Here is a 22,304-nt window from a genome sequence, read left to right on the forward strand (position 1 = left end):
CGGCCGGGCGGTGGCCGGCGCGGCGGTGGCCGGCGCGGCGGTGGCCGGCGCGGCAGCGCCCGGCCGGGCGGCGTCCGGCGCGGTGGTGTTCGGCGCGGTGGTGTTCCGCGCGGTGGTGTTCGGGCGGGTCGGGGCGGTCGGGGGCGGCGAGGCCGTCGGGACGGCCAGCGCGTCCAGGGCGACGTGCAGACGGGCCGCCTCGGTGCGCCACTTGCGGTCGACGACTTCCTCCGGGTACGCCGTCCACTCCACCGGGGACCAGTCCGGGCCGGACTCGGCGGGGCCGCCGTGGAACAGGCGCGCGGCCAGCAGGGAGGTCGCCTCGTCGATCGCTCCGGGCTGCTCCAGCAGGTCGCACGCGGGGCGCTCGCCGAGGCGCGAGGTGTAGCCCTCGGCGAGCCGGTCCCGACGGGACAGCTCGGTCAGCGCGGAGACCACGCCCGCGTCGAGGTGCGCCGGCCAGCGGCCCATCCGCCAGGCGGGCAGCGCGACACGCGTCAGCAGCCGGTCCCAGCCCGCGTAGGCGAGGCCGACCTGCTCCTGGGCGACGATCCGCAGCCCGTAGTCCACACCCTGTGCACGGTCCGAGGCGGCCGCGGCCACGCCGCGCTCCATCTCGGCCGCGTCCACCCGGCACAGCCGCAGCAGCAGCCGGGCCGGGCCGGCGATCCAACCGAGGCCTGGCCGGGCGCCGACGTCCACCGCGGCGTCCAGCCCCCGTACGAAGCCGCGGGCGTCGGCTATGTCCGGGTGCGCGGAGGGACCCGTGCCGGCGACGACCGGGGCCAGGACGGCCCGTAGCTCCGCGACCCGCATCCACCACAGGAACGGCGATCCGATCACCAGCACCGGAGCCGCGCCGGGCGCCGACTGCGGACCGGCGGACGCCCCGCCGCGCCGGTGCGCGGCGTGGGTGCGGTCCTCCAGCCAGCTGTCGCAGTCCGGGGTCAGGGCTATGGCCGAGGGCGGCGGCACGTCCATCCGGTCGGCCAGGTCCCGCACCAGCCGGTAGAGGTCGGGTGCGGCGGCCTCCGACAGCGGCACCGTCGGGGTCACGGCGGGGGCCGCCCGCAGCACCACCGCGGCGAAGATCCCGCCGACGAGCAGCACCACCGCGGCGACCGCGCACACGGCGAGGGTCACCGCGGGCCAGGGGTCGCCGGCCAGCCGGCCCGTCATCCGGGCGGCGACCAGCACCACCGCGAGGGCGGCGGGCAGCAGCACGACGGCCAGGGCCCTGCTGCGTACCCGCAGCACGGCCAGGGCGCGGGAACGCGCGGACGGCACGCCCACTTCCATGATCGAAACGGTTCCGGACACGGCCGGACCTCACCCCCTCTGCCCTGCGGCGGCTCTGCTCACTCCCCCACTGTGACACCCGCCCCTGACATCGCAATGCCGGTGGGCCATGTGCCGGAATGCTTGCGCCGCACCCTAGTTGGGGCACGCCCGGCCGTCAGGCGGACCGGGTGACGATCACCCGATGGAATGGCTTTGGGTAAAGCTGGGTGCGTTCGAACACGGCCGGATGCAGTCGCTCGCGGACACGCCCGCGGGCCCGGGCGCACCTCGTGCGCTCCGGGCCCGCGGGTCCGCCCCGTGGCGGTTCAGCTGTCTGCGGCCGCCTTCGCCGCGATGTCCGTGCGGTGCTGCGAGCCGTCCAGCTGGATGCGGGCGACGGCCTTATACGCCTTCTCGCGGGCCTGCGCCAGATCGGAACCGGTCGCCGTCACGGACAGCACGCGGCCGCCCGCGCTGACGACGGCGCCGCCCTCGCGCCGGGTGCCGGCGTGCAGCACGTACGCGTCGGGCTCGTCCTGCTCGGCGACGTCCGCCAGGCCCTCGATCGGGTCCCCGGTACGCGGGGTCCCGGGGTAGTTGTGCGAGGCGATGACGACCGTGACGGCGGCGTCGTCGCGCCAGCCCAGCGGGGGCTGGGCGTGCAGGGTGCCGTTGGCGGCGTTCAGCAGCACGCCGGCCAGCGGGGTCCGCAGCCGGGCCAGGACCACCTGGGTCTCGGGGTCGCCGAACCGGGCGTTGAACTCGATGACCCGGGTGCCGCGGCCGGTGATCGCGAGCCCGGCGTAGAGCAGCCCGGAGAAGGGGGTGCCCCGGTGGCGCAGCTCGTCGACGGTGGGCTGGAGGACCAGCTCCATGACCTCGTCGACCAGCTCCGGGTCGGCCCACGGCAGCGGGGAGTAGGCGCCCATGCCGCCGGTGTTGGGGCCCTCGTCGCCGTCGAGCGCGCGCTTGAAGTCCTGCGCGGGCTGGAGCGGGAGGACGGTGACACCGTCGGTGATGGCGAAGAGCGAGACCTCGGGGCCGTCGAGGTACTCCTCGATGACGACCCGGTCGCAGGCGAGCGCGTGGGCGCGGGCGGCGGCCCGGTCCTCGGTGACCACGACGCCCTTGCCGGCGGCGAGGCCGTCGTCCTTGACGACGTACGGGGCGCCGAAGGCGTCCAGGGCCGCGTCCACCTCCTCGGCGGTGGTGCAGACGTAGCTGCGGGCGGTGGGGACCCCCGCCGCGGCCATCACGTCCTTGGCGAAGGCCTTGGAGCCTTCCAGCCGCGCCGCCTCGGCGGACGGGCCGAAGACGGGGACGCCGGCCGCGCGGACGGCGTCGGCCACCCCCGCGACCAAGGGGGCCTCCGGGCCGATGACGACCAGGCCGGCGCCGAGTTCGGTGGCGAGGGCGGCCACGGCGTCACCGTCGAGGGGGTCGACCGGGCGGAGTTCGGCCACCTCTGCGATGCCGGCGTTGCCGGGAGCGCAGTAGAGCGCGGAGACGTCGGGGTCGAGGGACAGAGAGCGGCACAGGGCATGTTCGCGGGCGCCGCCGCCGATGACGAGGACCTTCACGCCGCTCAGCCTAGCCGGGCCGGCGCGGCCGGATTCGTGCGGCCACCCAACTGCGAGCGCCTACTCGTTCGTGTATTCCTCCACAACCGTCGCTCCGAGCTCCCGCACGATGAGGTCGTGACCGGTCAGGGCGCTGTCGACGAGGTCGGGATCGTCCTCCTCGGGGACGTCGTCCTCGGGGGCGACCGGCGGCGGCCCCTGCGGTACGGGGGGCGGCGGGGCGGACCCCGGCTGGTGCCGCTCGGCCTGCTGCGGCTGGTGCTGCGCGGCGGGCGGCTGCTGGGCGGGGGGCGGCGGGCTGTAGGCGGGTGGTGCGGCGTACGAGGACCCGTACCCGGAGGCCTGCGGGGAGGAGGCCGGGGCGGGGCCGCCGCCGCCCACCACGGCGTCGATCTTCCAGTTGACCTGGAACTGCTCGGCCAGGACCGCCTTGAGCACGTCCTCGCTGCCGCTGCTCGCGAAGTTGTCGCGGGCTCCGGCGTTGGGGAAGCCGAGCTGGAGGGTGGTGCCGTCGAACCCGGCGACCTGGGCGTTCTGGCTGAGCAGGATCCAGGTGAAGCGGCGGCGGTTCTTGACGGCCTCCAGGACGGAGGGCCACATCGCCTGGACCTGTCCGGCCCCGGCGGCCATGCCGGGGGAGGACGCGGGGGGCGCGGCCGGGCCGGACTCCTGGCCGGCGGGAGCGGCCGGGGCCGGGGCCGCGGGCGCGCCCTGGCCGGGAGCCGCCGCGCTGGGCCAGGCACCGGCGGCGGGGGCCGCGGGAGCGGGGGCGGGGGCCGCGGGAGCGGGGGCGGGAGCCGCGGGGGCCGCGGGAGCGGGGGCGGGAGCCGCGGGGGCCGCAGCGCCGGGCCAGGCGCCCCGGGCGCCGCCGCCGGGCTGCGCGGCGCCGGGCCACGCCCCGGGAGCGGAGGTCGCGGGCGCGGCGGGCGCCGGGGGAGCGGGGGGCGCGGCCGGGGGGGCCGCGGCGGGAGCGGCCCGCACCGCCGGCTCCGGCGGTGCGGAGGCCCGTACGGGCGCGGAGGCGGCCTCGGGCTCCGGCGTCCGGGCGGCGGCCCGCGCGGCGGCGGCGCCTCCCCCGGGGCCGGCAGGTGCCATGCCGTGGGCCTCGGGCCCCGGCACGTACCCCATGGCGGGCTGCGGGACCACGGGCGCGGCGGCCGCGGCGGCGGCCATCGCCAGGCCGGCCCCGCCGCGCTCCAGCCGGTCGAGCCGGGCCTGGAAGGACCGCTCGTCGTCGAAGGCGGCGGGCAGCAGCACGCGGGCGCAGATCAGCTCCAGCTGGAGCCGGGGCGAGGTCGCGCCGCGCATCTCGGTGAGGCCGGTGTTGACCAGGTCGGCGGCGCGCGACAGCTCGGCGGCGCCGAAGACGGAGGCTTGGGCCTGCATCCGATCCACGACGTCGGCGGGGGCGTCGATCAGCCCCTTCTCCCCGGCGTCGGGCACGGCGGCCAGGATGACCAGGTCGCGCAGCCGCTCCAGCAGGTCGGCGACGAAGCGGCGCGGGTCGTTGCCGCCCTCGACGACGCGGTCGACGACCTCGAAGGCTGCGGCGCCGTCGCCCGAGGCGAAGGCGTCGATGACGGAGTCGAGCAGGGACCCCTCGGTGTAGCCCAGCAGGGAGGTGGCCATGGCATACGTCACACCGTCGTCGGCGGCGCCGGCCAGCAGCTGGTCCATCACGGACATCGAGTCGCGCACGGAGCCGGCGCCGGCGCGCACGACGAGCGGCAGCACGCCGTCCTCGACGCGGGCGCCCTCGCGCCCGCAGACCTCGCCCAGGTAGTCCCGCAGGGTGCCCGGGGGCACGAGCCGGAAGGGGTAGTGGTGCGTCCGGGACCGGATGGTCCCGATCACCTTCTCGGGCTCGGTGGTGGCGAAGATGAACTTGAGGTGCTCCGGGGGCTCCTCGACCACCTTCAGCAGGGCGTTGAAGCCCGCCGAGGTGACCATGTGGGCCTCGTCGATGATGTAGATCTTGTAGCGGCTGGAGGCCGGGCCGAAGAAGGCCTTCTCCCGCAGGTCACGGGCGTCGTCCACGCCGCCGTGCGAGGCGGCGTCGATCTCGATGACGTCGATGGAGCCCGGCCCGTTCCTGGCGAGGTCCTGGCAGGACTGGCACTCCCCGCACGGGGTCGGGGTGGGGCCCTGCTCACAGTTCAGGCAGCGGGCCAGGATGCGCGCGCTGGTCGTCTTCCCGCAGCCGCGCGGCCCGCTGAAGAGGTACGCGTGATTGACCCGGTTGTTCCGCAGGGCCTGCATCAGCGGTGCAGTGACATGCTCCTGACCGATGACCTCGGCGAACGACTCGGGGCGGTAGCGGCGGTACAGCGCAAGGGACGACACGTCTACGAGGTTATCCGGGCGCACCGACAACGGTGGCCCGCAGACGCCTGCGGGGCCCGCCCCGGAACGCAAAGCGCCCCCCACGCACCCGCCAGAGCCCACTTACCCTTGCTGCCTTCCGGCCCTGGGGGAGTTGGGTGAGATAGCGCCACGTGAGGGGCTGGCCCCACCCTAGCGGATGGATGGCCCCGGAATCGAGCCGGACTCCCACCCGGATGCCGGGAGACGATCACGTTCGCGAGCACCCCTCAACGTCTTGTATTGTTTGCCGCGGAGGATTCGCCTAGTGGCCTAGGGCGCACGCTTGGAAAGCGTGTTGGGGGCAACCCCTCACGAGTTCGAATCTCGTATCCTCCGCCATTGCTCTCACCGGGCAATACGTCGAAGGGCCCCGCTGCTTGCAGCGGGGCCCTTCGGCGTTCCCCAGGCCCCGTGGTCCTGCGTCCTTGTCCACACGGCCCTGTTCCGAGGGGCCCCACCGGCAGGGGCACCTGGCTGCGCAGGGGACGGTACCCGGCCTTCCGGCCGCACGGATCAGCAAGGCCCCGACCGGGAGACCGGCCGGGGCCCGAACTCCAGCCCTTCGAACGGGGCTGCCGCAAGCCGCTCAAGGAACCCGTCGTTGCCCAGGGTCGCCCAGCGGTGAAGCATGTCGGGCAGGGCATCGATGTCGGTGTCCGCGAGCTCGGCATCGAAATGCCCGAGCTGATGCTCGGGCAGAGACTCCCGGATCTCCCGAATCGTCCGAAGCGGATGAGTCTCCTCAGATCGGCGCGGCGGGAGCGGCAGATTCGGGGCAGTGCTCATGATCGGCTCCTCCACGCTGTGGTCCAAGGGCTCGTGCCTGGAAACCACCCTAGGCCGGGCAGCCCTGGAGGGAGTCGGAAACGACCCGAATCCGAGCTTTGACGGGACTCGTCCGCCGTGTCGCCGTCGGCTGGTTCTGGAAGCCGCCGTCTGCCGGCGACAGCAATGCCCCTTGGAACCGACTCCAGGAACTGTCGGGCTGGGTGCTCGTACCAGAGCTCCACCGTGGACATCATGCCGGATATACTCTATGGCTCGGGTGATATCACAGGAGGTGTCCAGGTGAGTCGAACAGTGATCGACCTTGACGACGAGCTGCTGGCCGACGTGGCTCAGGCGCTCGGGACGAGCACCAAGAAGGAGACGGTCAACACCGCCCTGCGTGAGGTGCTGGAGAACCGCAGGCGCGCGCTCGCGCTCACTCGGCTGCGGGCTACCGCCGCAGAGGGCGCGTTCGATCTGGGCCTCTTCGAGAACAAGGGGAACTACCGGAGGTGAGCGCGGCACAGTTCCTGATCGACACCAGCGCACTCGCGCGGTTCCTGCACGGCGACGCCGAACAGTACGGCTGGGATCAGGCGGCTGCGGCCGGTCTCATCGCGACCTGCCCGATCACCGAGCTGGAGTTCTTCTACGGCGCCCGATCCGCCGCGGACCGCGCGCGCGGCATCGACGACATGCGGTTGCTGTTCGGCTGGGTGCCCGTCGACGACCGGGCGTACGACCGCGCCTGGCGGGTCCAGGAGCTGCTGACCCAGCGCGGACAGCACCGCAGTGCGGGCGCGGTGGACCTCGTCGTTGCCGCCACCGCGGAACTGCAGGGGCTGACTCTCCTGCACCGCGACCGCGATTTCGAGTGCATCGCGGCTGTCACCGGCCAAGCCGTGCAGTGGTACGGCCCGGAGGCCGGCAAGTAATCCGATGCTGGTCTCAGTTGTGGTCTCATTCGCGGGTGTCCTCACGTAGGAGGCCGCCCACGCGGCAGGGCTGCTGGCCCGGGACGGCGACCGCGTCGCCGTCATCGGGGCGTAGGACGCCGGGGCGGCGCAGGAACCCCCGGAACAGTTCGCCGCGCTGCTCCTGGCCTGGCGGGATCTGCCCCTCACCCCCTCCCCGGCGGGCCGCCGCACCCGTACCGGCCCCACGGACGGCCCGGGGCGCGGGCCGCCCTGCGGAGCACGACGGCTCCCCGCACGGCGAAGACCCCCTCCGCCGGCCCGAGCGCCCTGGCCGCCCGGCTCCTGGCCGCCCCGGCGACCACACCGGAGCCCGACCCGCTCGGTCCCGGCGGAGTCCCTCACCCTCTCGCGGCTCCACGGCGTGATGCCCGCACAGGGCCCGGGCGGTCAGCCGAGCCGCGGGGGCCGGCTCGCCCGGTCCGGGGTCACGCGAAGACGTCGTCCGCCCGGTGGGTGTCGCCGTGGGCCTCGCAGCGGCAGCCGGCGGGGGGCGCGCTGTCCAGGAAGCCGGTCTGGGCCATGAAGTAGGCGAGCTGCGCCCGGCTGTTGCTGCCGAGCATGTCGGACGCCTTCTTCAGGTGCGTCGCCACCGTGCGGGTGCTCATGCCCAGGCGGCTGGCGATCGCCGCGTCGGTGTAGCCGTCGACCATGAGCCGCAGCACCCGCAGCCGGGTCTTCTCGGTGAGGAGCTCGGGGCGCTGCTGGTCCGGCTTGAAGGCGACCGGCTCGGCCCGCTCCCAGGCGTGCTCGAAGACCGACACGAAGAACTGCACGATGGCGACGTCCCGGATGACCAGGGCGTGGTTGCTGCGGTCGCCCCCCTTGTCCGGGATGAACGCGGTGGACCGGTCGCAGACGATCAGCCGGTCGAAGACCTCGTCGAGGGTGCGCACCTCCACACCCGCCTCGGTGACCGTCCTGATGTACTCCAGCGTCGGGGCGTGCGCCCGCACCGTGTGCTGGTACAGCGTGCGCTGGACGACCCCCCGGCCCTGGGCCAGCACGACGCGCCGCAGGGACTCCGTGAGGATGCCCTCGGGCCGGCCGCCCCCGGGGTGCGCGGTCAGCAGCTCCGTGGCGGTGCCCTGGGTGGCCTCGTCCAGCGCCGCGCTGATCACGGACGGCCCCACCAGCCGCTGCACGGTGGGCTCACCGACGTGCCGCGCCTCCTGGTAGATGCTCTCGACCTGCGACATCGCCGCGCGCAGTGCGGCCAGCCGCTGCTGCTGCACCAGGATGGCCTGCTCCACGGGGTACGTCTGCGCCGTGATGGCCACCGAGGGCGGCACCGGTACGAGCGCGTCGGGGTCCCCCACCGAGCGCGTCAGCAGCCCCAGCGCCGTGAGGCACGCGGGGGCCTCGACCCGGCCGACCGCTCCGCGCGTGAGCGCGACGCGGTAGAGCCTGCGGCCCTCCTCGCAGATCTCGGTGTGCTCCCCGACCCCCTGCGTACTGCACATAAGTCCCCCTTCAGGTTTCAGCAGTGCATGATCCTGATGCCTGACGGCGCTTCCCGCAAGCGAAACCCTGGGGCAGTCTTTCCACAGAGACACCGGCAGCCGGTGGATCGAAAAATCCGGGGGGATTAAGAATGAGAATCAAGCGTTTTCTCCACAAGGCCGTCAGCGTCCTCGCGGTGGCCGCCGCGGTACTGATCGGGATCACCGCCGCTCCGGGCGCAGTCGATCATGGGGTGGTCGCCGGGGGCACGTCCGTCCCGAAGGATCCGGGCTGGGGCTAGGCCCCACCGTCTCACCCTTTGAACTGCACATTTACCGGCAGTTACCCGGCGGAGAGCCCGGGGCGGGTCCCGGGTGACGCACCGCCGTCCGTTCCCGCCTCCGCACCGCGGCGGCCGGCGGCCCCACCCGCCGGCCGCCGCGGGCGCCACCGGGAACGCGACGGGCACCACCGCGGCAGCGCGGCGCACAGCCCGTCCCTTTCGTCCACCGAATTCATCAACCGGGTGTTTTCGGCATGCCGATTTACAGAAGGAGCATTCAGAATGACCACCGCCATTGCGGTCCCGAAATGCCTCGTATGCGACACGGATTTCGAGGTGCAGGAGGATTGGGAAAAGGGTGAGATCACCGAGTGCACGGCCTGCGGGCAGGAGCACGAAGTGGTCGAGAAGTCCGACGCGCTCGTGCGCCTGGACCTGGCCCCCGAGGTCGAAGAGGACTGGGGCGAGTGACACCTCACGCCCAGGTCCTGCTCTCGGTCACCATGCTGCGGCCCGACGAGAAGCTCCTTCTCGGCGCGCTGCGTGACGAGGGCCTGACGGCTCAGCCGTTGCTGCTCGAGGATCTGGCCGGGGTCGTGGCGGGCCACACGGGCCCGCCCGGTCTCGCCCTGATCAGGAACCTCTCCCACCGCGAGGCGATCAGCGTCTCGCGCCGGCTCGAACACGCCGCCGTCCCCACCCTCAACCGCGCCGCCGCCATCGAGACGTGCAACGACAAGGGGCTCCAGTCCCTTCTCTTCGCCCGGCACGGCATCCCGCACCCCGCCACCCGGCACGCCTTCAGCTACGACCAGGTCCGCGCCACCGTCGCCGAGTTCGGCCTGCCCTCGGTCGTCAAGCCCGTCAGCGGGTCCTGGGGCCGCGGGGTCACCAAGATGACCAACGCCGAGTGCGTGGAGGCGTGGGCCGGGGGCCGCGAGTCCGCCGACGCCGCGGGCAAGCTCTTCCCCGTCGTCGTCCAGGAGTACATCGACAAGCCGGGCCACGACCTGCGCGTCGTGGTCGTCGGACGCACCCCCGTGGTCGCGATCCAGCGGGTCTCCGACCACTGGCGCACCAACACCCACCTCGGCGCCGAGGTACTGCGCGTCGAGGTCACCCCGGAGATCGAGAAGCTCTGCGCCCAGGTCGTGGACGCCCTCGGCGAGGGCTTCTACGGAGTGGACCTGGTCGAGAACCGGGCCACGGGCGAGCTCCTCGTCCTCGAAGTGAACGCCAACCCCGAATTCGCCCGCTCCTCCGCCGTGCACGGAGTGAACGTGGCCGGCCACCTCGCCGCCTACGTCGCGCAGCAGCTCGCAGCCGCGGCCGCGGCCGCGTGAGACGGAGAAGACCCATGGAACTGTTCGACACCGCAACGGTGCTCACCCGCGTCCTCACCTCGGGCGTGGTCATGAGCATCGAGAAGAGCGACCGGGAACTGCCCGGTCTGGAACGACTGCTCACCAAGCAGACCGGCCGCGCGAAGGCCGTCCTGCTCAACAGCCGTACCGGGGCCGTCCACGCGGCCCTCGCCGGCCAGGGCATCGGGCACGGGGACACGATCTCCCTGCCCGGCGCCGACGCGGAGACGACGGCGTTCCTGAACTGGCTCGGCATCACGGCGACCGGCGGCGGCCCGGCCGCCTACGACCACCTGGCGCTCGACGCCGGCAACGCCGACCGGCTGGCCGAACTGGCCGCCGGATCCACCGCCCCCGCGCTCGTCGTGGACCTGACCGGTCTCGGGTTCGGGCCGGCCGCGGCCGTCCTGACGGACGACCCCGGCATCTGGAACCGCGCCGAGCGGCTGAAGATCTTCGGCGCCTACGACCTGCGGACCATGTGGACGCAGGAGGAGGCCGACCCGGGCCTGGTACCGGGAGTCCAGTTCAACTACCGCCTGAGCCCCCTGGTGGCCGCCTGCGCGCGCATGGCCCTGACCCAGGCGGCCCGACCCGCCGCCACATCCGGAGCACGCTCATGATCACTGACTTCCCGGCAGCACCGCTGCCCCTGCCCGCCGCCGCGGACATCGAGGAGGAGCTCGCGGCGCTCGGCGGCGGGGCCATGATCCCCAAGGCCCTGCGCCGGACCCTCTTCCCGGTCATCACGAAGGAAGACGTCTTCAACCTGATGCTCGCCCAGCGTCAGGCACCCGAGAAGGTCGTCGCCGACTTCGCCGAGGCCTACCGCGGATACGTCGGCGCCGAGTACGCCCTGCCCACCGCCAGCGGCACCTCCAGCCTGCACATGGCCCTCGTCGGCGCCGGCGTGCAGCCGGGCGACGAGGTGATCGTCCCGGCGTTCACCTTCATCGCCACCGCCCAGGCGGTCGTGGCGGCCCACGCCGTCCCGGTGTTCGTCGACATCGACCCGCTCACCTACTGCATGGACCCGCAGGCCGCCGCCGCCGCGATCACCAGCCGGACCCGCGCGCTCATGCCGGTGCACGTCCACGGCCTGCCCGCCGACGTGGCCGCCCTGCGCGCCCTGGCCGACCGGCACGGCCTCGCCCTCGTCGAGGACGCCTCGCACGCCCACTCCGCCACGATCGACGGCCGGGTGGCCGGCTCCTTCGGCGACGCAGCGGGACAGAGCCTGATGGCCGACAAGAACTTCCCGCTCGGCGGCGAGGGCGGCATCGCCTTCTTCGCCACCGAGGAGGCCCACGGCCGGGCCGTCTCCTACCTGGAGCGCCACGGCATCGACTACGGGATGTCCTGGGTCGCCGCGGCCTTCGGCAGCAGCCAGCTCAAGCGCCTGCCGTACTACGACGCCGTCCGCGCCCGCAACGCCGCCCTGCTGGGCGAATCCCTCGCGCAGACCGGCCTGTTCAGCCCGCCGCACGTACCGGACGGGCACGTGCACGCGTACAACATGTACCGCATCACGCTGCACCCCGAGGCGGTCGGCCTGGACGACCTGCCCGTGCACGCGGTCAAGGAGGCGGTGCACGAACTGCTCGTCGCCGAGGGCGTGCCGGCCCGCGAGTGGCAGAACACGCCCATCCCCTGCCACCTGCCCTTCCGGCACCGCGACGGCTTCGGCAACGGCTACCCCTTCTCGCTGAACCCGGGCGCCGTGCGCGACCACCGTCCGGAGGACTTCCCGGTCACCCTCGGGATGCTCGACAGCACGCTCGTCCTGTGCCGCGAGCTGCGCTCGCCGGTCGAGTGGGAGCGCGCCCGCCGCTACGCGGACGCCTTCACCAAGGTCGCGCTGCGCCCCGACGCCGTCCGCAAGCTCGTCGAGGCCGGCGACTACCGCCGTCCGTACGAGAAGGCGGCCCGCCTTGGCTGACACGGCGAACGAGAAGATCCGCGTCGCCGTCATCGGCGGCAGCGGTTACACCGGCGGCGAAGTGATCCGGCTGCTCCTGGAGCACCCGCACGTGGAGCTCGCCTTCCTCTCCGCGGAGCGCAACGCCGGCGCCCCCGTCGGCAGCGTCCACCCGTGGCTGCGCAACCACCCCAAGGCCGCCGGGCTCAAGTTCCGCCCGCTGGCGCAGCTCGCGGACGTCGACGCCGTCGACATCGCCTTCGGGTGCCTGCCCACGGGCGCGATGCCCGAGCGGCTGCCGCTGATCGCCGCGCGCGCCAAGCGGGTCCTGAACCTGGGCGGTGACTTCCGGCTGCGGGACAGCGGGGACGTCAGCACCCACTACCCCAAGACGTCGGCCCACCCCCCGCTGGAGGACTTCGCGTACTTCGTGCCGGAGCTGAGCACGTCCGTACCGGAGAACCGGTTCATCAGCCTGCCCGGCTGCATGGCCGTCACCAGCATCTACGCCCTCTACCCGCTCTTCGCCGCGTCCCTGGTGCACGAGCACGTCATCGTCGACGCCAAGACCGGGTCCACCGGCGGCGGCCGCAACAGCGACGAGCCGCCCGCCGAGCGCACCGGGAACTTCCGGGTGCACAAGCTCTACGGGCACCGGCACGCGCCGGAGATCCACCAGGCGCTCGCCGAGTTCACCGGCATGGCCCCCGACCTGCAGTTCTCCACGCACAGCCTCGACGTGGCGCGCGGGATCATGGTGACCGCGTACACGAGGCTGCGCCCCGGGGTCACGGCGCTGGACGTCAAGCGCGCCTACGCCAAGGCGTACGTCGGCAAGCCCTTCGTCCGGGTCCGCCCGGCGCCGAAGGCCCCGCAGGACTTCCCGATGCTGAAGGCCGTCGTCGGCTCGAACGTCGCCGAGGTCGCGATCGCCGTCCGCGACGGGCAGTGCATCGCCGTGGCCGCCCTCGACAACCTGATCAAGGGCGCGGCGGGCCAGGCCATCCAGGCCATGAACCTGATCAGCGGCTTCGACGAGACGGCCGGACTGCCCACCACGGCGGTGTCGCCGTGACCAGGCCCCTGTACGTGATCAAGGTCGGCAGCGCGACGCTCGACCAGGGAGCCGTCCACGGCGAAGTGGCCGCGCTCACGGCCCGCGGCGCCCGCGTGCTGCTGGTCGCCGGCGGCGCCACCGGAATCGAGCGCCACTACCGTGCGATCGGCCGCCCGATGCCGCACCTGCGGCTGGCCAACGGCGACTCCGTGCGCTACTGCCCGCCCGAGGAGATGGCGCACCTGGTCGACGCCTACGAGCGGGTGACCCTGCCCGGCGTCGAGAAGGACCTCAAGGCCCTCGGGCTGAGCGTCTTCACCGCGGTCGCCGCCCGCGGCGGTCTGGTGACCGGCCGGGCCAACCGGCCCCTGAAGGCACTGTCCGCCGAGGACCGCCCGCTCGTGGTCCGCGACCACCGCGCCGGCGTCCCCGCCGACGTCGACACCGTGCGGCTGCACGCGCTGCTGGACGCGTACGACGTGGTCTGCCTGTCGCCTCCGGTCGCCGACCAGGACGCGGGTTCCCCGCTGAACGTCGACGCCGACGTCCTGGCCGCGGTCCTCAGCAACGCGCTGGGCGCCGACCACCTGCGCCTGGTCACCGGCACCGCCGGACTGCTGACCGACCCCGCCGACCCCCGGTCCACGCTCCCCAACGCCTACCCGGGGGACGGCGCGCGCTACGCCGGCGGCCGCATGCGCCAGAAGGTGCGCGCGGCCGAGATGGCCCTGGCGGGCAGCGCGGACGTGGCCGTCACCGGCCCGCACACCATGGCCGAGCCCTCGGGATGGACCCGTTTCTGGCGGACCAGGGAGCCCTCCCCCGACCTCGCCCTGCTCACCAAGCTGGTCTCCGTGCCCTCGGTGTCGGGGGACGAGGCGGAGCTCGCCTCCTTCCTCGCCGACTGGTGCCGCGAGCGCGGCATGGCCGCCGAGGTCGACAAGGTGGGCAACCTCGTCGCCACCCGGGGCAACGGGCCCCGGCGCCTGCTGCTCCTCGGGCACCTCGACACGGTCCCCCACCACTGGCCCGTCGCGTGGCGCGAGGACGAGCTGTGGGGCCGCGGAAGCGTCGACGCCAAGGGCAGCCTGGCGAACTTCCTGGAGGTGCTCGCCCACGCGGACATCCCCGAGGACGGCCAGCTGTGCGTGGTCGGCGCGGTGGAGGAGGAGATCTCCTCCTCCAAGGGCGCCTTCCACGCCCGTGACCACTACCCGGCCGACGCCGTGGTCATCGGCGAGCCCAGCGGCTCGCAGAAGCTGACCCTCGGCTACTTCGGGCTCTTCAAGCTCCGGGTGAGCGCGTCGGTGGTCAGCGGCCACTCGGCCGGCATGGACGCGGTGTCCGCTCCGGACCTGCTGATCCGCGCGCTGGGCGGCATCCGGGAGTCCGTGCTCGCCGAGGCGCCCGAGGCGCTGAGCGCGGTCATCGACGTCACCTGCGCGACCGGACGCGAGGAGCACCGGGCCACCGGCGTCCTCAACTTCCGCGTCCCGCCCTCGGCCGACCTCGACGTGCTGCGCAGGGCCGCGCTCGGCCCCGCCCCCGAGGGCGTGACCGTCGAGGTGCTGCGGGCCACCCCGGGCCACTCGGGCGGCCGCTCCAGCTCCCTGGTCAAGGTCTTCACCCGTGCCTTCGCCGAGGCCGGCATCCGCCCGCGCTTCGTGGTCAAGAAGGGCACCTCCGACATGAACACCCTGGCCACGACCTGGAGCGGCGTGCCGATGGTGGCGTACGGGCCCGGCGACTCGGCCCTGGACCACACCGACGAGGAGCGGATCGGCGGCATGGAGTACCGCGCCGCCCGCTCCCTGCTGGCCGACGCGGTGAACCGCTGGTTCGCCCTGCCCGAGGGGAGCCGCTGATGAGCGTGCTGCTGGAGACACCGCCCGGCGCCGCCGGCACGGCCGATGCCGACGGCCCCGGCCCGGCCCACGGCGTCCCGGACGAGGTGCTCGACACCCTGGCCGGGCGGGCGACGGAAGCCCGTCGGCTCATCGTCGACATGGCCGCCGGCCCGCGCGGCTGCCATCTGGGCGGCAGCCTCTCCGTACTCGACATCCTGATCGCGGCCCTGCACCGGGCCTCGGCCGGGGACGGCACCGAGGTCGTCCTGAGCAAGGGCCACGCGGCGGCCGGCCTCTACGCGGCCCTGTACGTCAGCGGAATCCTGCCGGAGAACCCGGCCCCGCTGTACGGCCTGGCCGGCCAGCCGTACACCGGCCACCCGGGCCCCAAGGTCCCGGGCGTGCTCTTCCCCACCGGGAGCCTCGGCCACGGAGTCCCGTACGCCGCGGGGTGGGCACTGGCCCGCCGCCTCGGCGGCCGGGGCGGCCTCGGCATCGCGGTGGCCGGCGACGGCGAGCTCCAGGAAGGGCTCGTCTGGGAGACCTGCCAGGTCGCGGCGGCCCAGCAGTTGGGCAACTTCGTTCTCGTGGTGGACCGCAACGGCGGCCAGAACGACGGCTTCGTCCAGGACATCTCCCCGCTGCCGCAGCTCGCCGAGCGGTTCGCCGCCTTCGGCTTCGAGGTGGCCCACACCGACGGGCACGACCTGAGGGCGCTGACCGCGCTCTTCGGCGCCGACCGCTCGGCGGCCCGCAAGCCGCTCGCGGTCATCGCCGACACCGTCAAGGGCAAGGGGGTGGCCGCCGTACAGGGCAAGGCCGCCTCCCACTACGTGACCATCGACGCCACCCGCGCCGCCAAGTGGAAGCGAGCGATCCGATGACCCTCTCGGGACGTGACGCCTATCGGGACGAGCTCACGAGGCTCGCCGCCGAAGACCCCTCCATCGTCTGCATGGAGGCCGACCTGGGCGGCAAGGGACACCCCTTCCAAGCCGCCCACCCGGACCGCTTCTTCAACCTCGGCATCGCCGAGGGCGCCATGGTCGACATGGCGACGGGGCTGGCCGTGGCCGGCTACAAGCCGTTCATCAGCACCTTCGCGCCGTTCGCGGCGCTCCGGGCGGCGGAGAGCCTGAAGCTGACCCTGGGGTACCTCGCGGCCGGCGTCACCGTGGTGGCGCCGTACGCGGGGGTCTCCGGAGCCTGGTTCGGCACCACCCACCACTGCCTGGAGGACCTCGCGGTCCTGCGCAGCATCCCGGGGGTGACCATCGCCGCTCCCTACGGGGAGGCCGAGATGCGGGCGGTGGTCCGGGAAGCGGCGCGCTCCGGCAGGCCGCACTACATCCGCACCGGGCGGAACGCCGCCTACCCCTCGCTCGACTGGGACGGTGACGCGCCGCCGCTGGTCAACTGGGAGTCCCGGGCCGAGTCCGACGACGTGTGCCTGGTGTCCGTGGGCGAGGAGGGAACCCGCCTGGCCCTGGCCGCGCGGCAGGCCCTGCCGGGCGCGTCCCACGCCCACCTGGTCCACCTGGACCACGAGCACCTGAGCCGGGCGGCTGCCGAACTGGCCTTCCACCACCGGCGGTTCGTCGTCGTCGAGGAGCACCGCGCCCAGGGCGGAGCCGCCGAGGCGCTGGCACTGCTCATGCCCCGGTGCGAGGTCACCGGGGTCGCCGCCGGCCAGAGCTGGCCCGTACACGGCGGCGACCACCACGAGGTCATGGCCGCGCTCGGCTTCGACCTGCCCGCCGTGCTCTCGGCCGTGCACCGGGCGCGCGGCGCGGACCGCCCCGCACCGGTCACCGCCTCCGTCTGATCCCGCCGGATCACCGCCCCCGTCCACACCCTTCATCCAGGAGTCCCCGTGCACATCCTCATGATCGAATGCAACCCCAACGGCATCGCCGGCATCGCCAACGCCCTGGAGCTGGGGCACGACGTCACGCTCGTCTCGGTCGACCCCGACTTCTACCTCTCCGCCTCGCCGCTGGCCGAAGCGGCGTACGCCCACCCGAACTGCCGCGTCGTCAAGAGCGAGCAGGCGTTCTCCATCGACGAGCTGATCGCGCTGGCGACCGGCCTGCACGAGGAGCGGCCCGTCGACGGCGTCACCACCTACAGCGAGTACCACACCGTGCACACCGCGGCGGTGGCGCGGGCGCTCGGCCTGCCGGGCATGAGCGTGGATGGCGCCCGCAACGCACGCCACAAGCACCTCACCCGCCTCACCCTGGACGGCACCGGCGTGCGCCAGCCGCGCTTCGCCCACGTCGCCGACGTGACCCGGGTCGAGACCGCCGTGCGCGAGATCGGCTTCCCCTGCGTGGTCAAGCCCTCCGACGGCACGGCCAGCCTGCACGTCCTGCACCTCAAGGACGAGGACGACCTCAACGCCTACCTGGCCGAGCTGGCGGACGTCGTCGACTACGGGCGCGGCGTCGTGCGCATCCCGGACATCCTGATCGAGGAGTTCGTCACCGGTGAACTGATCTCGGTGGAGTCCTGCGTGCTGGGCAGGGGCGAGGTCGTCAACCTCGGCCTGACCGACCGGCCGCTGAGCGGCTTCCCGCACTTCATCGAGATGGGCGCCACCTACTTCCGCGGCCACCCGCTCCAGGACGAGCTGTTCGCGATGACCACGAAGGTCCTCGACGAGCTCGGCGTGGACTTCGGCTTCATCCACACCGAGTTCCTGCTCGGTCCGGACGGCCCCGTGCTCTGCGAGGTCAACGGCCGCCTGATCGGCGGGATCGTGCCGACCCTCATGGAGATCTCCTCCGGCGTCGACACCTACCTCCAGGTCATCCGCCAGGCCCTGGGCGAGCGCCCCGAGCTCCCCTTCCCGGGGGAGACCACCGCCGGCGGCCACTGGTTCGGCGCCCCGATCGCCGGAACCGTCGACTCCATCGGCTTCGACGAGCTGGCGCAGGCGCCCGGCTACCACAGCGCCCAGGCCTACAAGAAGCCCGGCACGGCCGTCAGCCGGCTCTCCAAGAGCAACTTCGACTGGATCGGGCACATCATCTTCACGGGCGCCGACCGCGACGAGGTCAACAAGCGCTGCGAGGAGGGCCTGGACCGCATCGACCTGCGGATGCGCGTCGAGGTCGCCCGATGAGCCGCACCACCGCCGAACGGCCCGGACGGCTCGCCCTGCGGGGCGTGGCCGTCCCGGCCCTCGACCCGGACGCGCTCTACGACGTGGACGCCGAGGACGGCGTCTTCACCCGGATCGAGCCCGCCGGCCGGGCCCGCCGGGGCGACGAGGACGAGCTGTGGCCCGGCTACACCGAGACCCACGCCCACGTCTCGCTGCCCGCCAACTGGGACGACTCGGTCGACGACCCGCGGATCGTCGCCCTCCAGTACCTCTACCACGGGGTCACCCACGTGGTGGACATGTTCGGCTTCCCCCTGCTGGCCGACGCCTGGGAGGACGGCCGGACCGCGTCGCCGTGGCCGTACCCCGAGCTCGTCCACTGCGGCTACGCGGTGACGGCGATGACCAACAGCGCCGGACTCACCGGCCACGGCGTGGAGTTCCCGGCCCCCGTCCACATGCTGGCCGTCGAGGCCGACCTCGACCACGCGCTGCGCGCCAACGCCGGACGGGGCGGCACCTTCCTGAAGGTGATGTTCACCGACGGCACCGAGCAGCCGGGCAGTCCCGTGCGGTTCTCCCGGCTGTCCGAGGACGTCATGCGGTTCACCGCCCGGATGGCCGCCGACCGCGGGATCACGGCGGTCATCGACTGCAACACCCTGGAGGAGACCCTCTTCGCGTACGCGTGCGGCTTCCGGCTCTTCGCGCACTCCGTACGGGACAAGACCCTCTCCGAGGCGGAGTGGGAGCAGCTGCGCGGCGCCCGGTTCGTCTCCACCCTGGCCGGACTGCGCTCGATGATCATGTCCCGCGAGGACTTCCTCACCGAGTACGGCCGGGAGGGCTTCCGCGAGACGCAGGACCCGGACAACCTCGACTTCGTCCGGGGCATCGAGAAGCCCTTCGGCATCGAGTACGGCTGCCAGGAGACCCGCAGCGCCGCGCTGCGGGACATGCGCGCCAACGCCCTCGCCGCACTGCGCGAAGGGAACCTGCTGGTCGGCACGGACTCGGGCAACACGGGCGCCTACCACGGCTACTCCTTCCTCGGCGAGCTCGACGCCCTGTGCGGCGACGACCCCGCGCTCGCCACCCGGCTGCGCCACCAGGCCACCGTCGGCGGCCGACGCTACTTCGACGAGCTGCGCGGGGACCGCGGCGGCGCGCACCCCCTTGCCGTCGGGGCGGACGCGACCTACAACCTGCACGCTCCCGGCACGCCGCTCTCGGCCCTGCCGCTGGCCACCGTCGTACGGGGAGTGCCGCTCGACCGGGCCGTCCTCGCCGGCGCCATCGCGGACCTCCGGTCCACCGCATCGAAAGGCAAGGTCAGACTGTGACCAGTGAACGCAGGCGGGCCCTGATCGGCATCAACGCCGGCATCTTCCTCGCCCACATCGGCAACTTCATCTGGTTCCCCGTGCTCGTCGCCTCGCTCGGCGGCACGGACAGCGGCTTCTGGGCCGGTGTCGTGATGTGCATGACCTACGTCGGCCGGCTCCTCGCCACCTTCTTCTACGAGGGGACCGCCGCCCGGATGGGCATCCGGGGAGCCGTCTTCCTGGGTACGGCGATGGAGGCGGTGGCGCTGGGCCTGATGGGCTTCAGCGGCGGCGTCCTCGCCTACAGCATCCTGGCGTTCTTCATCGGGTTCGGCTCCGGCACCGCCTTCCCCGGTCTGAAGAACATCCTGGTGTCCTACCCGGACAGCGAGCGGCCCAAGGCGTTCTCCACCTTCCAGATGTCCGCCCAGGTGGGTCTCTTCGGCGGCGCGGTGGCCGGCGGGCTGCTCGTCGACGTCGACCTGCGCACCCTGTTCGGCCTGGTGTTCGCGATCTTCATCGGCTTCTGCCTCGCCGCTTCGGCGTTCATCCCCCGGGACGGCTTCGCCGCTCCGGCCGGGACCGGCGCGGCAGCGGAGGCGGCCGACCGGCCCCGCGGGCCGCTGTTCAGCACGGCGGTCGTCAAGGGCATCGACGTGCGGGGCGCCACGCGCTACTTCGTCCTCTCCGCCGTCTTCTGGTTCCTCTCCATCGGCTTCGTGGTCGGCATCCCGCTGCACATGGCCGAGTTCGCCCCCCAGTGGGCCCCCTCGGCGCCCTTCTGGATCACCGGGCTCAGCGTGCTGGCCCTGCAGTACCCGCTCTTCAAGTTCCTGATCAAGCACCTGCGGCCCGGCGCGGTCATGGCGGTCGGCCTGGCCGGCATGACCGCCGCCTTCCTCGCCTTCGGGGCCGGCCGGAGCGCCGTGTGGGTGGTCGTCGGCTGCCTCACCGTGGTGCTCGGCGAGATCCTCTTCGTGCCCTCCTTCGACATCTGGGTCGCCCGCAAGGTCCCCGCGGACCGCCTCGCCAAGGCGATGGGCGCCATGCACTTCTTCCGCAGCGCCGGGAACATGGTCGGCTCGCTGCTCGCCGGCGTCCTGTTCGACCTGTCGCGCAGCGCCGGCCTGCCCGGCGCCAACTGGTACGTCGCCGCGGTGGTGGCGGCCGCCTGCGCCGCCGTCTGCCTGCTCAGCAAGGACGCCGCCGACGAGGAGGCCGGGGGCGACGCACCGCGGACGACCGGGGACGCCGCCGCCGAAGCCGAACCCACCGTGGCCGCGTAGGGCGTGGAACGTCCCGTGACCCCCACCCCAGAGACGAGGAGAGCGGCAGATGGCTGACGTCTGCGTCATCGGCGGCACCCGGTTCTTCGGCAGGCTCCTGGTCCACAGGCTGCTCGAAGAGGGCCACCGCGTCACCGTCGTCACCCGCGGCCTCACCGCTGACGACTTCGGGGACTCCGTACGGCGCCTGCGCGCCGACGTCACGCGCAGCGGGCAGCTGGCCGCGGCGGTCGCCGGACTGCGCTTCGACGCGGTGGTCCATCAGATGTGCTACACCCCGAACGCCGCCGTCGAGGCCTGCCGGGCCTTCGGCGACCGGGCCGGGAAGTTCGTGCTGACCAGCAGCATGGAGGTCTACAACGCACAGACCTTCCGGTGGCGGATTCCCGCTCCGGCCATGAGCGTCTTCGCCCGCGAGGAGGAGCTCGACCCGGCGCGGTACGCGTACGACACCGAGCTGCCCTGGTCCGACCCCGACTTCCTCGACGCCAACTACGGCGAGGGCAAGCGCCAGGCCGAGACGGCCCTGACCCGCAACGCGCAGGTCCCGGTCGTCATCGCCCGGGTCGCCCACGTCCTGGCCGCACGGGGCGACTTCACCGGCCGCTACCGGTTCCACCTCGACCGGGTCCGGGCCGGACAGCCCGTCGTCGCGCACGCCCGCCCCGGGCGGACCTCCCTGGTCCACGCCGAGGACGCGGCCCGCTTCCTTGCCTGGGCCGCCACCTCCGACGCCACCGGAGTGGTCAACGTGGCCTCGCCCGACAGCACCGACGTGTACGACGTCTGCGCCGCGGTGGAGCGGTCCACCGGACTCAGGGCCACCGTGGTGGAGAAGGACGACCCGGCGGGCGACCCCGCGCTGTCCCCCTTCTCCTGCCCGGCCGACTTCGGCGTCGCGACGGACCGCGCCGCCCGGCTCGGCCGCGCCCTCCCGCCCGTGGCCGAGTGGCTGCCCGAACTGGCCCGCACCGCGGCCGAGGAGGCGTGATGTTCGACCTCGTCGTCATCGCCCGGGTCCCCGAACCGGACGACGCCGGACCGGTCGCCGACGCCCTGGCCCGGATGCGCCCGCTGTGCCTCGCCGAGGACGGCTGCATCGCCTGGGAGGCGTACCGCTCGCACGAGGACGCCGGCCGGTTCGTCCTCGTCGAACGCTGGGCGAGCCGGGCGCACTGGGAGGCCCACGGCGACGGAGCCGCCATCCAGGAGGTCTACCTGCCCGAGATCCTCCCGCGCGTCGAGCGGGAGGTGCACCCCAGCTCCCCCGTGGCGGCCGGGACCGGGTCCGCGGAAGCGACCGGATAGCCGCCGCTGCTGCCGGGGCGCGGCCGTCACCGCCCCGGCCCGCCGACCGCTCAGAAGCCGAGGACCAGGGCGGTGACGGCCGGGGCGCCGTACACGACGGGGAAGACGACGTGGGCGTAGGAGCGGGCGCGCAGCACGGTGATCACGGCGCCGGTGAAGTACAGCCCGAGCCCGACCGCGGCGGCGACGCCGACGGCGGGGACGACGAGGCCCGCCAGCAGGCCCGCCGAGCCCGCGGCCTTGGCGACCCCGAGCCAGGTCCACCAGGCGCGCGGCACGCCGTACTCGGCGAGGGGCTCGACGACCCACGTGGCGCCGAGGAACGTCGAGACGGCCGAGAAGCCCGACAGGAACGCGGCGACGAGGGTGAACACGACGGCGGTGGTGGACATGAGGT

22 protein-coding genes, 1 tRNA gene and 1 other RNA gene are annotated in these 22,304 nt (G+C 73.4%); 17 read left to right on the top strand and 7 right to left on the bottom strand.

The features are described 5' to 3' along the window. From ACFWU6_RS28395 to ffs, 4 genes are all read right to left on the bottom strand, one after another. Positions 1–1,299, bottom strand: a 1,299-nt coding sequence (locus ACFWU6_RS28395) for a hypothetical protein (RefSeq protein ID WP_383983796.1), incomplete at its 3' end; no start/stop codon positions are given. 308 nt (positions 1,300–1,607) lie between these two features. Continuing rightward, positions 1,608–2,861, bottom strand: coding sequence for a phosphoribosylamine--glycine ligase (purD, locus tag ACFWU6_RS28400; protein ID WP_383813205.1), 1,254 nt, complete (start codon positions 2,859–2,861; stop codon positions 1,608–1,610). A gap of 60 nt (positions 2,862–2,921) precedes the next feature. Further along, positions 2,922–5,204 carry a DNA polymerase III subunit gamma and tau gene (locus tag ACFWU6_RS28405; protein WP_383983782.1) on the bottom strand — a complete coding sequence of 761 codons (2,283 nt, stop codon included), beginning with the start codon at positions 5,202–5,204 and terminating at the stop codon, positions 2,922–2,924. A gap of 66 nt (positions 5,205–5,270) precedes the next feature. Then, positions 5,271–5,369, bottom strand: an RNA gene (gene ffs / locus ACFWU6_RS28410) — signal recognition particle sRNA small type. A gap of 107 nt (positions 5,370–5,476) precedes the next feature. On the opposite strand from ffs, the gene ACFWU6_RS28415 reads away from it, so the two are divergent. Next, a tRNA-Ser gene (locus ACFWU6_RS28415) sits at positions 5,477–5,564 on the top strand. 174 nt (positions 5,565–5,738) lie between these two features. Here ACFWU6_RS28415 and ACFWU6_RS28420 read toward each other — a convergent pair. Further along, entirely contained in the window at positions 5,739–6,011 is a 273-nt protein-coding gene (locus ACFWU6_RS28420) for a hypothetical protein (RefSeq protein WP_383799124.1), read from the bottom strand. Positions 6,012–6,293: 282 nt separating this feature from the next. Between ACFWU6_RS28420 and ACFWU6_RS28425 the strand changes: the two genes are divergently transcribed. Continuing rightward, positions 6,294–6,509: a type II toxin-antitoxin system VapB family antitoxin gene (locus tag ACFWU6_RS28425; protein WP_383799121.1), complete on the top strand. Its 216-nt coding sequence runs from the start codon at positions 6,294–6,296 to the stop codon at positions 6,507–6,509. Continuing rightward, complete coding sequence (locus tag ACFWU6_RS28430) at positions 6,506–6,928, top strand: PIN domain nuclease (protein WP_383799118.1); 423 nt, start codon at positions 6,506–6,508, stop codon at positions 6,926–6,928. Before ACFWU6_RS28425 ends, ACFWU6_RS28430 begins: the two co-directional genes overlap by 4 nt. A 467-nt stretch (positions 6,929–7,395) precedes the next feature. On the opposite strand, the gene ACFWU6_RS28435 is transcribed toward ACFWU6_RS28430, so the two are convergent. Beyond that, a complete protein-coding gene (locus ACFWU6_RS28435; protein ID WP_383799115.1) occupies positions 7,396–8,430 on the bottom strand; it encodes a LuxR C-terminal-related transcriptional regulator in 1,035 nt (344 codons plus the stop codon). A gap of 131 nt (positions 8,431–8,561) precedes the next feature. Between ACFWU6_RS28435 and ACFWU6_RS28440 the strand changes: the two genes are divergently transcribed. The 14 genes from ACFWU6_RS28440 to ACFWU6_RS28505 all read left to right on the top strand — a co-directional run bounded on the left by ACFWU6_RS28440 (position 8,562) and on the right by ACFWU6_RS28505 (position 21,907). Then, entirely contained in the window at positions 8,562–8,711 is a 150-nt protein-coding gene (locus ACFWU6_RS28440; protein ID WP_383983784.1) for a hypothetical protein, read from the top strand. 264 nt (positions 8,712–8,975) lie between these two features. Next, positions 8,976–9,164: a lysine biosynthesis protein LysW gene (locus tag ACFWU6_RS28445; RefSeq protein WP_383799112.1), complete on the top strand. Its 189-nt coding sequence runs from the start codon at positions 8,976–8,978 to the stop codon at positions 9,162–9,164. Then, the gene (locus tag ACFWU6_RS28450) at positions 9,161–10,036 is read left to right on the top strand and encodes a RimK family alpha-L-glutamate ligase (protein WP_383799109.1); all 876 of its coding nucleotides are present in this window, start codon (positions 9,161–9,163) and stop codon (positions 10,034–10,036) included. Before ACFWU6_RS28445 ends, ACFWU6_RS28450 begins: the two co-directional genes overlap by 4 nt. A 14-nt stretch (positions 10,037–10,050) precedes the next feature. Next, entirely contained in the window at positions 10,051–10,680 is a 630-nt protein-coding gene (locus ACFWU6_RS28455) for a degT/DnrJ/EryC1/StrS aminotransferase (protein ID WP_383799106.1), read from the top strand. Continuing rightward, complete coding sequence (locus ACFWU6_RS28460; protein ID WP_383799103.1) at positions 10,677–11,996, top strand: DegT/DnrJ/EryC1/StrS family aminotransferase; 1,320 nt, start codon at positions 10,677–10,679, stop codon at positions 11,994–11,996. The genes ACFWU6_RS28455 and ACFWU6_RS28460 overlap by 4 nt, the downstream gene beginning before the upstream one ends. Then, entirely contained in the window at positions 11,989–13,050 is a 1,062-nt protein-coding gene (gene argC, locus ACFWU6_RS28465; protein ID WP_383799100.1) for an N-acetyl-gamma-glutamyl-phosphate reductase, read from the top strand. The genes ACFWU6_RS28460 and argC overlap by 8 nt, the downstream gene beginning before the upstream one ends. Further along, positions 13,047–14,897, top strand: coding sequence for a M20/M25/M40 family metallo-hydrolase (locus ACFWU6_RS28470; protein ID WP_383983786.1), 1,851 nt, complete (start codon positions 13,047–13,049; stop codon positions 14,895–14,897). The genes argC and ACFWU6_RS28470 overlap by 4 nt, the downstream gene beginning before the upstream one ends. Then, on the top strand, positions 14,897–15,763 hold the full coding sequence (locus tag ACFWU6_RS28475) for a thiamine pyrophosphate-dependent enzyme (RefSeq protein WP_383799094.1): 867 nt from the start codon (positions 14,897–14,899) through the stop codon (positions 15,761–15,763). Before ACFWU6_RS28470 ends, ACFWU6_RS28475 begins: the two co-directional genes overlap by 1 nt. Further along, the gene (locus ACFWU6_RS28480; RefSeq protein WP_383799091.1) at positions 15,760–16,704 is read left to right on the top strand and encodes a transketolase family protein; all 945 of its coding nucleotides are present in this window, start codon (positions 15,760–15,762) and stop codon (positions 16,702–16,704) included. Before ACFWU6_RS28475 ends, ACFWU6_RS28480 begins: the two co-directional genes overlap by 4 nt. A gap of 48 nt (positions 16,705–16,752) precedes the next feature. After that, entirely contained in the window at positions 16,753–18,006 is a 1,254-nt protein-coding gene (locus tag ACFWU6_RS28485; RefSeq protein WP_383799089.1) for an ATP-grasp domain-containing protein, read from the top strand. Then, positions 18,003–19,331 carry a hydrolase gene (locus ACFWU6_RS28490; RefSeq protein ID WP_383799086.1) on the top strand — a complete coding sequence of 443 codons (1,329 nt, stop codon included), beginning with the start codon at positions 18,003–18,005 and terminating at the stop codon, positions 19,329–19,331. Before ACFWU6_RS28485 ends, ACFWU6_RS28490 begins: the two co-directional genes overlap by 4 nt. Then, positions 19,328–20,599: an MFS transporter gene (locus ACFWU6_RS28495; RefSeq protein ID WP_383799083.1), complete on the top strand. Its 1,272-nt coding sequence runs from the start codon at positions 19,328–19,330 to the stop codon at positions 20,597–20,599. Before ACFWU6_RS28490 ends, ACFWU6_RS28495 begins: the two co-directional genes overlap by 4 nt. Before the next feature lie 49 nt (positions 20,600–20,648). Further along, positions 20,649–21,590: an NAD-dependent epimerase/dehydratase family protein gene (locus tag ACFWU6_RS28500; RefSeq protein ID WP_383799080.1), complete on the top strand. Its 942-nt coding sequence runs from the start codon at positions 20,649–20,651 to the stop codon at positions 21,588–21,590. Next, positions 21,590–21,907 carry a putative quinol monooxygenase gene (locus tag ACFWU6_RS28505; protein WP_383799077.1) on the top strand — a complete coding sequence of 106 codons (318 nt, stop codon included), beginning with the start codon at positions 21,590–21,592 and terminating at the stop codon, positions 21,905–21,907. Before ACFWU6_RS28500 ends, ACFWU6_RS28505 begins: the two co-directional genes overlap by 1 nt. Positions 21,908–21,957: 50 nt before the next feature. Here the strand turns inward: ACFWU6_RS28505 and ACFWU6_RS28510 are convergent, their stop codons facing one another. Beyond that, the gene (locus ACFWU6_RS28510; protein WP_383799075.1) at positions 21,958–22,299 is read right to left on the bottom strand and encodes a DoxX family protein; all 342 of its coding nucleotides are present in this window, start codon (positions 22,297–22,299) and stop codon (positions 21,958–21,960) included. Positions 22,300–22,304 lie beyond the last annotated feature (5 nt).

This window comes from Streptomyces sp. NPDC058674, assembly GCF_042716505.1.
Classification (GTDB): Bacteria; Actinomycetota; Actinomycetes; order Streptomycetales; family Streptomycetaceae; genus Streptomyces.